Raw genomic sequence first — 12,594 nt, 5'->3', positions numbered from 1 at the left:
AAAATATACTAATGAAAACCTTCCAATCAATAACGCTCATTTTGCTGCTAGCTTGCATGGTGAGTGCCTGTAAAAAAATTGAAGATCTACAAAAAGATCCGGCCGCCGTTTATGACCCCGCGCCTAAACTTATTTTCACCGGATTATTGATGCGTGCTTCCGATGCGCCTTGGAGCCAAGATCAGCGTCACAATCAATACATGACGCAGAATGAGGCCTATTATGCCGGACAGCCTTATAATTGGACTACCGGATCCTATGAGGAGGCATATGGCGCACTCCGCGACGTAAATCGCATGGAAGTGGAGGCGCAAAAGGCCGGTGAACTCGGTGCTGTTTATCTCAGTATGGCTAAATTTTTCAAAGCCTATTTTTTTTGCCGGGCAACGGCCATGTTTGGTGATATACCGATGTCAGAAGCTATTAAAGGAGAGGCTGACAACAACTTTCAGCCCAAATATGATACACAGCAAGCGGTATATGCACAAGTGTTGAACTGGCTAGAGGAGGCTAATACCGAGCTTGAGGCGCACGCGGCGCAGGGCGCTTCGTTAGAAGGCGACTTTTTTTATGACGGGCAAATTGATAAGTGGCGCAAGTTGGTGAATTCGTTTAAATTGAGGGTATTGATGGATTTGAGTAAGCGTGCGGATGATACGCCTGACTTACGTGTAAAAGAACGTTTTGCCGAGCTATTGGCCAATCCATCACAATTTCCGCTTATATTATCCAATCAGGATAATTTTCAGTTACGATACAACACCATCAACATGTATCCTTTATGGCCTTCAGATGGTATCGTCATTAAGCGAGATGCACGTAATACGTTAGGCGCTACATATGTAGATATTCTAAAGGAAAGCAGAGATCCGCGCTTACTAATTCAGGCGCTTCCGGCAGAAGGGCTCCGTGCTGATCCCGATAATCCTTTTACCGCCTTTCAGGGAGGAAAAACCGGCGATCTACAAAGCACACTCTTGAAGCAGGCTACCGAGGGCCAACTTTCAATGATCAATTTTGATTATTGGATAGCTTCCCCTTCCGGTATTCCGGCCATACAGCTCGGAGCCTCAGAAGTTCAATTTGCTTTGGCCGAAGGTGTTAATCGTGGATGGGCGGCAGGCAACGCTGCGGAACATTTTAAATTAGGTATCGAAGAGTCCATGAAATTCTATGGTGTGCCTGCTGATCAAATCAGTACATTCTTAGCGGGCAATCCCTATAAGGGAAATAATGAAGATGGTCTTCGGCAAATTTTAACACAAAAATATGTTGCCTTCTTCGAAAACTCCGGAAAGCAGGCCTTCTTTGAACAGAGACGCACAGGAGTTCCAACATTCAGTGTTGGGCCTGCAAACGCAAATAACAATGAAATACCAAAAAGATGGGCTTATCCAACTGCGGAATATAGTACCAACGAAGCGAATTTAAAAGAAGCGCTACAACGACAATTCAAGGGTTCTGATACCCAGAATGATGTCATTTGGTTGATTAAATAGTAAGCAAATTCATTATCTCTCATGAATTATCAAAGAAGAAATTTTTTAAAAGGAGCAGGCTTGTTGTCGGCTTCTTCTTTACTTGCTTTTGCCAATCTAAGCGCTTTTGCCGCTGAGAAAAATAAGAAAAACATAAAACGGACACTGCGGATTGCGCATCTTACAGATATCCATTTGCTTAACGAAGCTAATCCAAAAGCTGCCTTTGCCAAAGTGTTAAAGGATGTAAATACATTAAGTGATAAGCCGGACTTGATTATTAACACAGGCGATTCACTTATGGACATGAATAATAAAACAAAGGAAGAGGTAACCAACCTTTGGACAGCCTGGGATGAAGTTATTCAATACAATCATCTGCCGGTCAAAAGTTGTATCGGTAATCACGATGTCTGGTACCTTTCTTCGGAGCATGCAGCATACGGGACGTCAAAGGAAGATGCGTATTATGGAAAACAATGGGTTAAGCAGAAATTGGGATTACCGGGTGATTATTTTACTTTTGATAAGGGGGGATGGCGATTTATTGCCTTGGATAGTATTCATTATGTAACTGATAAGGGTGGCTATACTTTTGGAGAAGAGCAACTCGAATGGTTAAAAGATCAGTTGTCAAATACACCGAAAGATATGCACGTACTGATTTTTTCGCACGTACCTATTATATCCGTTACTCCCCTACTTTATGCCGCACAACGTAAACCTGCCAAAGAACTAGGCTTCCCAGGGGGTGATCAACACGTGGACGTAATGGACGTAAAAAAAATATTCAAGGAAAGTGGCAAAGTTAAAGTTGCGCTCAGCGGCCATGTACATTATGTAGACCAAGTGGATTATTTGGGTGTCCGTTATTATTGTGGCGGAGCCGTTTCGGGGAATTGGTGGAATGGCGTTTTGGATGATTTCCCGCCCGCATATTCTATATTGGACTTATACGAAGATGGCTCGAGCCGATACGAAACCATTTATTATTAACCGAAACAGATTAACATCAATGTTCCTACGGATTAACATGACTTAGTCCTTTATTCTTAACAAAAAATTAACATAAACATTGTTTATTTATAATAAACAATGTTTATAATTGTCTTATAAATGGAATTGGTTTTTTATCGATTAAACAATGCAAGCAAAATTTGATCTTATTGTTGTAGGAAGTGGTATTTTGGGAACCTTTCATGCTTACCATGCGCTTCTGAGAGGATTAAAAGTGCTTTTACTCGAGAAGGATAACTACCCTGTAGGCGCAACCGTGCGAAACTTCGGTCAGGCCGTACCTTCCGGCATGGTGGATCAATGGTTTTGGTATGGTGTAAAAGGACTTGAAGTTTATCAAGCACTCCAGAAAGAATTTGATATTTCGGTGCGCAATAATGGAAGTGTTTACATTGCTTCTGATAAAGACGAACAACAACTTATTCACGAACTAAAGACGCATTATGACACTGTAGGATATGCCTGTGATTTGCTGAGCAGTGATCAAGTGCTGAAAAAATACCCGGCTATTCGATCGTCTTACGTGCAAGAAGCGCTGTTTTTTCCTCAAGAAGTAAGTTTAGAACCCGACAAGATGATTCATCGGGTACATGCGTATATGCAATCGCGGTTTGAAAATTTAACACTTAATTATAATGCACCGGTAATTGGTGCCGAGCAATTAAACGAAGGTGTTTGCGTAAGAAGATCGAATGGCACATCTTACTTGGGGGCTAAGTTGGTGATCTGTAATGGCAATGAGTTTAAACTACTCTTTCCGGATATCTTCAGTGCCAGCGGACAAATGGTTAGTAAATTACAGATGCTGCGTACGGTTCCAATGCCGAAAGTTGAATTGGAAGGTAATATTTTGACAGGATTGACCATTAGACGCTATGAAAGTTTTGAAATGTATTGTCCCTCATTTAACCAAATTGGCACGCCCGAGCATTATCTTGAACTTAAAAAATGGGGTATTCATATACTATTCAAAAAGGCAACTGACGGAAGTTTTATTATAGGTGATTCACATGAATATGCCGATTCGAATCAAGTGGATGATTTAGGCTTTCAAATTAGTTCTTACATCAATCGGTTGATGCTTAATGAGGCGCAACGTATTGTCAATTTCGATGTACAACAAATCGCCGGTAGCTGGGCAGGGTATTACCCGCAACACCCCGAGAAGAATATTGTGGAAGTAAATGTAACAGATGACATCCACATCCGTACTTGTATTGGAGGAAAGGGCATGACGGCAGGAATAGGTTACACGGAAGCCAGTATTCAGCAACTCTTCGATCATTAGGTACGAATCGTCAATACACAATGGAAAATACAAAGAAAAGTAACGTGACAACCTGGTTGTCGCGCACATCGGATATTGCCTTTATTTTATGGTGTTCCATCGCCGCTTTCGGAGCGTACTTTTGCATGTATGCTTTCCGTAAACCTTTCAATACCGGTCATTACGACGGCTTGCGTCTTTTTGGTATGGACTATAAATCTGTTCTTATCATTGCGCAAGTGTTTGGCTATATGTTGTCCAAGTTTATCGGTATCAAGGTAATTGCCGAGCTAAAAAGCGCCCAACGTGTTTGGCTGATTATTTCACTTATTCTAGCGGCTGGTCTCAGCCTATTGCTGTTTGCCCTTGTTCCCTTTCCATACAATTTTATCTGCTTATTTCTAAACGGGCTCCCTTTAGGGATGATTTGGGGGATTGTTTTTAGCTTTCTAGAGGGGCGACGATTTACGGAATTATTAGGTTTCGGTTTAAACATAAGTATCATCGTGGCATCCGGCGTACTCAAAACGATATACGTTTTTATACAACAACAAATTCATATTAGTGAATTTTGGATGCCTTTTATTGTTGGTGCGCTGTTCTTTCCCTTTTTTCTACTATTTGTATGGATGCTTGCCGTTATTCCCGTACCTAACGAAAAGGACCGACTATTGCGAACGGAAAGAATACCCATGGATAAAGAAACAAGGAAGCATACGATGGCACTTTATGGTGTCGGAGTAGTGACAATCGTTGTCGTATATGCATTTTTAACCGTTATGCGTGATTTCCGTGATAATTTTTCGGTAGAGATCTGGGATGAAATCCAACCAGGCTACGTGGGGACTGTTTTTGCCACCACCGAGATTATCAGTAGTATAGTTGTGATTCTGTCAGTGGGTTTGATTGCCTTTATACGAAATAATCACAAGGGTTTTCTTTGCACACTCATATTAATGGTTTTTGGTGTGCTTTTGAGTGGTACCGGTACACTGCTCTTTCAAATGCATTACTTAAATGCTTACTCTTGGATGATGTTATTAGGAATTGGGCTGTTCCTGGCTTATACACCGGTACAAACAGTCCTATTTGAACGAATTATTGCACTGTTTAAGCTGAAAGCAAATGCTGGTTTTTTTGTATACATCTGCGATTCTGCTGGATATCTCGGAAGTGTAGCGCTTCTTTTATTTAAAGAATTCGGCTTACCGGGTGTGAGGTGGTCATCTATACTAATTTATTTTTCTTACGCCATTACCCCCATTTGTCTAATTCTCCTCCTTGCCATATTTATTTTTTTTACGGATAAGTTAAGGTCGAAAAAAAACAATCGGTTCATGCTGAAGCGGATATCATACTAAAATAAATCCATCCAAATGAGTGCAACACAAAAGATACAAAGCACTTAGGCGGAAATTGCTCGATATTTTTAGTTTTACATTCAATAACCTACAATGATTAGGTGTCGGATTAATACTAAAACAACAGCTAAAACAATGTTTAAAAAAAATTGTAAAAAAAACGAGTGTGCTTGCATTCGTAAGTGCTTGTCTTGCCTGCTCATCACCTGCAAAGAAAGAGCCGAAAACAGCCAAACTTACACTAGAACCGGGTTTTTCGGCTACTGTTATTGCAGACTCTTTAGGCGCGGCGCGTCACATTGCGGTCAGTCAGCAAGGCGATGTATACGTTAAATTGAATAATTTAAAAGATGGAAAGGGAATCTATTGTTTGTCAGACACGGATCGTGACGGGACGATCGACAAAACAGTCGCTTTTGGTGATTATACCGGCACAGGTATTTTAGTCGATCAAAAATATCTGTATGCATCATCTAACACAACTGTATATCGATATAAGCTCGATCAAAATCAGCAGGTGACTGATGTGGACCACCCTGAGGTTATAGTTAAAGGGTTGGTTGCGCATGCCATTGATGGTGCAAAACCGCTGGTGATTGATAAGGAACGGAATTTATATGTAGCAGTTGCCTCCTATTCAGATGCCTGTGCAGACGAAACAAAAGACGGGAAATCTTGTCCTTTACTAGATTCCGTAGCAGGTATTTGGCGATTTGACGCCGATAAGTTAAATCAGGAGTACAGCGATGGTGAACAGTATGCAACGGGATTAAAGGGGGTGATGGGATTTGCATGGAACGATGTATCCAATTCACTTTATGCCTTACAGCATGGCCGGGGCAATTTCATGAAAAGTTTCCGCAATATTTTGATGCAACCTATTCGGCTACCTATCCCGCTGAAACGTTATATGAGCTAAAAAAAGGGGCTGATGCGGGCTGGCCCTATATTTACTACGATCATATTCGACATAAAAAATTACTGGCTCCCGAATTTGGAGGGGATGGTAAAAAAGAAGGTGATAGTAAGTACTTGGAGCCCGCCCTGGCATTTCCAGCACACCTGGGGCCAAATGCGATGCTCTTCTATACAGGGACTATGTTTCCTGAGAAATATAGGAACGGCGCTTTTATTGCTTTTCATAATCAATCGCCGGAACTGCATAAGGGTTTCTGTGTCGCCTTCGTGCCTTTCAAGAATGGTAAGCCGACAGGGAATTGGGAGATTTTTGCGGACGATTTTGCAGGAATCGACTTGAAAAATCCGACGGGCCCCAGTCAACATAAACCGTGCGGATTGGCTCAGGGTCCGGATGGAGCTTTGTATGTAAGCGATGACCTGCAGGGAACCATCTATAAAATTACTTATAACGCTAAAGGATAACAACTACTTTTTCTGCTGAACGCTTTAGTTTCGATTTAACACACAAATGAAAGTGTTTATATTAAAGGAACGATTTTTTTAATCAACTTTTTCTTGGCAAAAAGTTGAACAAAACCCAAGGCTGTGTAGGCTACCTTGCAACTGATGGCAAAGCATCAACGGCACGTATTGGAGCCGTTTCACTTCCTCAATCCGCTTGGATACTGCACAATGAGCAGGAGTGCAAATGCTTTGCTGCTCGTTGCTGCGGTATCCTCCAAGGCCGCTTTTCCCACGCACAAGGCTATATTTAGCGCTGAAGATGTAATACATTGGTTAAAAGTAAAAGCCCTCGTTCTGCCAAAATATCGCCTAGGAAATTTGCGGTTTGCACGTTGATGCACTGCCGTTGTAGCAAAGTTACAAGCGATGAGTTTTGCGTCACTTTTTGCTGGAAAAAAGTGACTAAAGAAAACGTTCTTTTTTTAAAGCGATTTCCTTCATGTGGATACCTCATTTTTTTACTTGTTTGGTATACTGTTTACTATACAATATCGACACACCTACACTAGGATTCCTTTTATTTCGTATTAAGCTCCAAAGGGGGCGTAATGCAGAAGAAGAATAGAAGAAAGAGAATAATAACTATAGCCAAGGAAAGTGTTGATGCTTATCGTAACAGAAAGCAGTTAATTTTATCATTAGCCAGTCTACTTCTTATTGGAGGAGTGATTTATACGTACCTGATGGCGCGTGTAACGCTTGGCAATAAAACTGAAGTGAAACAAGTGATAACAAGTAAAAGTGCCTTATTGCAATTAGAAGATAGTTTATCGCTGACCAATAAACAACTTTTACAATTAAATACGCAGGTTGAAGAGCAACTACGTGCTGAACGAAGTGAATTACGGCCTATTAATGAAAATGGGGCCAATAAAGTTTCAAAGACCAACAAGCAGCTTATCATTAGAAAAATAGAAGCGATCTTAAAAATATTTGAAAACTCCACTTAACCAATTTAACCAATTACCGGCGTATTTCATCAATAACGCTTCTTTAGAACAACAGATTAGATCGTATAATGAAGAGTTGGCTAAGCTACAGCAGGTGTATAAAGAAAAATCGAAATACGATACCTCTTATTTTATCCCAATTGAACGTTCGCGAGATGATCTTATTAACAAACTGGACACTGAAAAAAGGGAGCTCCTTAAGCCAAATAGAGTCCCACAGCGTAAAAGGTTCTATACGCGGCAACCTTCTGAAAAACTCATCGCCCTTTTCAATAGCCGGGATTCAATCACGGAGATTTATTCAGATCAGCTTGAGCGATATCAAAAAAAATTAAGTCAAACACAAGTAAGTGATTTAATGGATTCATTGGTAGCACCTCAGATTCAAACGGTGCAACCCGCCGAGATCTCTCGGTACATATTACTTCCCAACAGTGCATTGAAATGGTTATGGGTTGTTTTGTTGCTTGCTGTTTTTGTAGGGATCATACCCTTTTTTATTGGCTTTTTTAGAAGGTATAAATCCCCCATTGTAAAGCGGCTCGAAGACCTTGACATCTCGCTTCGAACAGAAAGCAGTAAGCTGGAGCTAAATAAAAATGTAAATCAAGAGCTTGTTGCCTTTAACTACGGAGAACTCATTCAAGAAGTTGAACGTTTAGCAAAAAAGCCAAGTCTTATTGTCTTTAACTCTGTTGAGGCAGAAAAAGAACAATATATAATAAGTGTACAACTTGGAGCTTTATTGGCGAAGCTTGGAAATGAAGTGCTTCATATAAATCTCTCAAATCAATTTGATCGACAATATATGGATAACGTATATACATACGATTTTATTGAGTTTATTGGCAACGCTGAGCGTATAAAGAATCAGCTTTGTCAAACGATGGAGAAGAAAACGGAAGGCCCGGTACTGGTTAATATTGTTAAAACGTTTCGAACGGGCGACGTGAAAGGCGAATCCGGCTTGAATGACTACGGGAGCTTGCAGCATTTTTTTGCGAAGGCAGGGTTAAAAGAAATACTCTTAACGCTTAAGCAACACTTTAATTATGTTATCATTGGTACGCCTGATTTTTTAGCGCTTGACTCCTCTTTATTGGCTGTTCCTCAAAAAGAAATAAACGTTTATGTCTTCAAAGCAGGAATCACACAAAGAAAATCCGCAAACATGTTGTGTAAACTAAGTGAGTCCGAATCGACAGCAACGATTCATGTATTAGACTTTTCAGAAAAAACGATTCAACAAATCTCGCCAAATTTGCTGGCTAAAACGAAGCAAATAAAAACCTTAGCATAAATGAGTAGGATGTCTATACAACACCGTGCAAATATAAAAGCTAATACGGTGATTCGCGGACTGCGATCTGTTGATTTAAGGTTCGGATGGATTGTTAATACGCTCGAATTTGTGGCAGGAAATATTCCGGTGTGGGTGTGTTTTTCTTGTAAATTTCTTCGGGGGCGTCCAGAATCCAGTGTTGGTGCGAAAAGTATCTCCAGGAAGTTGCCGCTAAATCAACGGTGGGATCAATAAATGGGTAATAGGGGCTACCATTTACGGAAACCATACTTTGCGCAAATACCGAAACTACTTGTCCTCTTTGCTTATATTCCTTTGCTAAGCGCTGGGCGAATTGCCAAATAGCATCCGGGGCTGTACTGACAAGGTGTAGTTGATGGGGCATTACGTATTCGTTTAACCGAATCTGTTCTTTCTTACCGGTTTCTTTATTAACAACGTAAAATGTGATCTGCCCGGATTTTCGTCTGAGCATCATACGCCATGCCAGGCGATGGCCTTCTTCCGTCCAGAGTACGTCACCTGCTATTAGGTGATGGCGCAACGGTAAATAGAGTTGCCAGAGTACATAAGAAGCCAATAGAAGCAATAAATATTTGCTCAAAGGGCGGGGAGGAGATGAAACGACACGATATGGATTATTCGTCAAATATTGTCCAAATCGCTTTCGAATTAATTCAGGTGGAAAACAAAATATAGCTAATGCTAAAGCAAAATAAGGGAAGATACCGATGTGTAAAGTGATTGAATTGAAAATGTGAAATAGCAGTGCGGCGATAAATGCAATAGTACGTGTTGGTTTCCATAATAGAAGGGGTATTACCAGTAGATCAAAGCCAATGCCAAGCCAGGATAATAGTCGTGCAAAATTTTCAGAAGAAAGTAGGTCGGCGAAATGACTCCAGGAAAAATGTGTGCGGTACCAAGTTGCCGAATCGGAAAGTCGTAAATGCAAATATTGTCCATTGTACCAACCGGGATATAACTTTGCAATACCGGCAAAAGTGTATACAATCAATAATTGAGTAACAAATAAATAGCGTTGCCAATTAAACATGCTTTGCTGGCCTTTTGTACGTCCTCGTTTAACATCCAGTGAAAGTGCGCGATTCGCCGGCATAAAAACCATAAACCATGCAATGAGCATCACTAAATAGTAATGATTGTTGTAGTTTGATTTTTGCATGAAATAAACCAACGACCAACCCAAACTAAACAGGAGAATGCTGACACGATAACGGTAACCGATTGCGATACAGAGCCCAGATAGTCCGAGTACCGCAAATAAAAGGTACATGATATCTCCTAATAAAAATTGGGTCCATTCGAAACCAAAAAAGGGGAATGTAAAATTAGGGTCGACGAAGGTTTCCTTTACCCAGCCCGTTGCAATAGCCCCCCAACATTCCAGCAAAGCCAAGAGCCCAAAAAATATCCTAAAAAGAATGAGTTGGATATGGTCGATCTTTTTAAAAAGCCAAGGCATCTGCATGGTATCTTCTGCAATCAAACTTACATAACAGATATTAAGTTTGCAAAATTTGCAGCATAGGTTGCTTAAAAACAGCCATAAGATTGCTGTTGAATTAGAATATGTTCATTAAATACCTATTTTTGGAGGATAACCGTATACGGACTTAACATGAAAAGAAGAAGCCTTTTAAAAGGATTGTCCCTGGCCGGACTGGTTGGTATATATAAACCTTCAACCTTACTTGCTCGTACTGAAATAAATAACGATACAGCGTCGATCAATGGCTCACGCGATCGGGCTTATTGGGTCTCGTTAATGGATAAGATAGCGAGTCCGGTACTTGACAATATGAGTAAAGGCCTGTTACGAAAAAATATGGATATGCGGGTCAGTCCGATATGGGATAACCGCGATATAGGAGTCGGATATTTAGAAGCTTTAGGTCGTTTAGCTGTTGGTATGGGGCCCTGGCTTACCTTAGAGGAGGTGAATACTGATGAAAAAGTAATCCAATCACGATTAAAGAAGCAATTGCAGGATAGTATTGCACAGGGAGTTGATCCGAAAAGCGCGGATTACCTAAGTTGGGATAAAGGATCTCAACCCTTAGTGGATGCTGCTTTTCTGGCGCAGGCTTTCGTGAAGGCCCCTAAGGTATTGTGGGAACCCCTAAGTGACGGTACTAAGCAACAATTAATCCACGAATTTAAGCAGCTTCGACGCATAAAGCCTTACGAAAGTAATTGGTTGCTCTTTGCCGCTATGATAGAAAGCTTTCTTTTGGAAATAGGTGAAAATGTGGAGGAAAAACGAATTGATTATGCTATTGAGAAGATCGTGACTTGGTACAAGGGAGATGGATGGTATAGTGATGGAGCGGTTTTTAGTTTCGATTATTATAATAGTTATGTTATTCAACCCATGCTGGTGGATATTTTACGAGTGAATGTGAAACAGGGGCGCCGTACACGGGACGAATTTGATCGGGCGTATAAACGCATGCAACGATATGCCGAATTTTTGGAGCGCATGATTTCACCGGAAGGAACGTATCCAATCTTCGGAAGATCGGCAACCTATCGTACGGCCATTTTTCAGCCTTTGGTGCAACTGGCCTTAGAAGATGCCCTGCCTGATTGGATTACACCTGCACAAGTGAGGAGTGCAATAACAGCTGTGAAGAGGCGGGTGTTTATTCCGGAGAGCTTTACAAAGGATGGTTGGCTAACTTTAGGGATTATCGGGGATAGGCAAAGTGGTTTGGCAGACAGTTATAGTAATACAGGAAGTATGTATTTAACATCATTATCTTTCTTGCCCCTAGGCTTGCCTGAAAAACATCCTTTTTGGTCGGCCCCTTTTCAAGAATGGACCATGTTAAAAGCATGGAAAGGAGAGCCTTTTAGAAAGGATTACCACGTAGATTTTTAAGACTAAAAATAGGTTGTTAAAATGTTTTAGCAGAATGTTAAAATATGTTAAAACTCCAAAAAAAGTTTTGCGATGTACCTGCTCCTTATTATCTTTGTGTCATCATAATTTAGGTTTATAATTGGTTAGTAAAGGTCTTCAATCTCCCCGGTTGGAGACCTTTCGTTTTAGCGAATTGTTAAGTTATACTATCCTTTTGAACAAACCTCATGTTTAGTAAGCAACCGTGAAGCGTTGTTTAATATGTTGCGGATTTAAAGCTTCGTCAACAATGGCTACGGCCAGATCGTCTACCGTTATCCAACTTCTTCCAGCTTCATCAGCAACCGGATAATCAGTACCGGTTCGATAAGTACCTTTTCGTTCTCTCGGTAGGCCATGGTGCATTTCAGGTGCAGGGCTTATAAATGTCCAGTCGATATCCTGTTCTTGTTTTAGGATGTTTAAGTAATCACGAGCGGCCTGAGCACCGGGTTTCCACTCAGCCGGAAATTCGGGGGTATCAACGATCTGTAAACCTTCAGCAGCATATAGGCTGCCCGCACCTCCAATTACCAGTAATCTCTTTACGCCAGCTTTTTTTACGCCTTCTTGAATAGCTTTTGAGCCGGTTAAGAAATCATTGTACAAGTTTGGATTTGTCCAGCCGGCATTATAAGAACTGATCACAAGGTCGAAACCTTGGATGGCTTTTACAAAATTTTCTGTATCAAGTACATCAACCTGGGCGATGTGCAGCTTTTCATCCTGTGTATTTAATTTAGAAGGATCTCTCAGCAAGACGGTTACCTCTTGCCCTCTATTTAATAACTCGTTTAAAATAGTTTCGCCAACAAATCCCGTGGCGCCAATTAATGCAATTTTCATTTTATTCGTTTTAAGTTTACG

Annotated in this window: 11 protein-coding genes; 9 read left to right on the top strand and 2 right to left on the bottom strand. The window is 40.8% G+C overall.

All coding sequences use genetic code 11. The features are described 5' to 3' along the window. The first annotated feature begins 11 nt into the window (after positions 1-11). The 8 genes from QT327_RS06860 (at position 12) to QT327_RS06825 (ending at position 8,798) form a co-directional block, all read left to right on the top strand. Positions 12-1,499 (top strand): SusD/RagB family nutrient-binding outer membrane lipoprotein, encoded by a 1,488-nt coding sequence (locus tag QT327_RS06860; protein WP_289552411.1) that lies wholly within the window; start codon positions 12-14, stop codon positions 1,497-1,499. A gap of 21 nt (positions 1,500-1,520) precedes the next feature. Beyond that, on the top strand, positions 1,521-2,474 hold the full coding sequence (locus tag QT327_RS06855; RefSeq protein WP_289552410.1) for a metallophosphoesterase family protein: 954 nt from the start codon (positions 1,521-1,523) through the stop codon (positions 2,472-2,474). Between the two features lie 148 nt (positions 2,475-2,622). Further along, positions 2,623-3,783: a TIGR03364 family FAD-dependent oxidoreductase gene (locus QT327_RS06850; RefSeq protein ID WP_289552409.1), complete on the top strand. Its 1,161-nt coding sequence runs from the start codon at positions 2,623-2,625 to the stop codon at positions 3,781-3,783. A gap of 20 nt (positions 3,784-3,803) precedes the next feature. Beyond that, positions 3,804-5,123: a DUF5690 family protein gene (locus QT327_RS06845; protein WP_289552408.1), complete on the top strand. Its 1,320-nt coding sequence runs from the start codon at positions 3,804-3,806 to the stop codon at positions 5,121-5,123. A gap of 792 nt (positions 5,124-5,915) precedes the next feature. Beyond that, positions 5,916-6,506, top strand: coding sequence for a PQQ-dependent sugar dehydrogenase (locus tag QT327_RS06840; protein ID WP_289552407.1), 591 nt, complete (start codon positions 5,916-5,918; stop codon positions 6,504-6,506). Between the two features lie 104 nt (positions 6,507-6,610). Further along, positions 6,611-6,799: a hypothetical protein gene (locus tag QT327_RS06835; RefSeq protein WP_130858002.1), complete on the top strand. Its 189-nt coding sequence runs from the start codon at positions 6,611-6,613 to the stop codon at positions 6,797-6,799. A 297-nt stretch (positions 6,800-7,096) separates the two neighbouring features. Then, positions 7,097-7,498, top strand: a complete 402-nt coding sequence (locus QT327_RS06830) for a hypothetical protein (RefSeq protein WP_289552405.1) — start codon at positions 7,097-7,099, stop codon at positions 7,496-7,498. Then, on the top strand, positions 7,482-8,798 hold the full coding sequence (locus tag QT327_RS06825) for a hypothetical protein (RefSeq protein ID WP_289552403.1): 1,317 nt from the start codon (positions 7,482-7,484) through the stop codon (positions 8,796-8,798). The genes QT327_RS06830 and QT327_RS06825 overlap by 17 nt, the downstream gene beginning before the upstream one ends. A 94-nt stretch (positions 8,799-8,892) precedes the next feature. On the opposite strand, the gene QT327_RS06820 is transcribed toward QT327_RS06825, so the two are convergent. Continuing rightward, a complete protein-coding gene (locus QT327_RS06820; protein ID WP_289552402.1) occupies positions 8,893-10,311 on the bottom strand; it encodes an HTTM domain-containing protein in 1,419 nt (472 codons plus the stop codon). 132 nt (positions 10,312-10,443) lie between these two features. Here QT327_RS06820 and QT327_RS06815 point away from each other — a divergent pair, with 132 nt between their 5' ends. After that, positions 10,444-11,706, top strand: coding sequence for a DUF2264 domain-containing protein (locus tag QT327_RS06815; RefSeq protein ID WP_289552400.1), 1,263 nt, complete (start codon positions 10,444-10,446; stop codon positions 11,704-11,706). A 213-nt stretch (positions 11,707-11,919) separates the two neighbouring features. Here the strand turns inward: QT327_RS06815 and QT327_RS06810 are convergent, their stop codons facing one another. Beyond that, entirely contained in the window at positions 11,920-12,573 is a 654-nt protein-coding gene (locus QT327_RS06810) for an NAD(P)-dependent oxidoreductase (RefSeq protein ID WP_289552398.1), read from the bottom strand. Positions 12,574-12,594 lie beyond the last annotated feature (21 nt).

This window comes from Olivibacter sp. 47 (assembly GCF_030372825.1).
GTDB lineage: Bacteria > Bacteroidota > Bacteroidia > Sphingobacteriales > Sphingobacteriaceae > Olivibacter > Olivibacter oleidegradans.
Note: the sequence above shows the minus strand (reverse complement) of the source record. Positions and strands in the feature narration are given on the sequence as shown.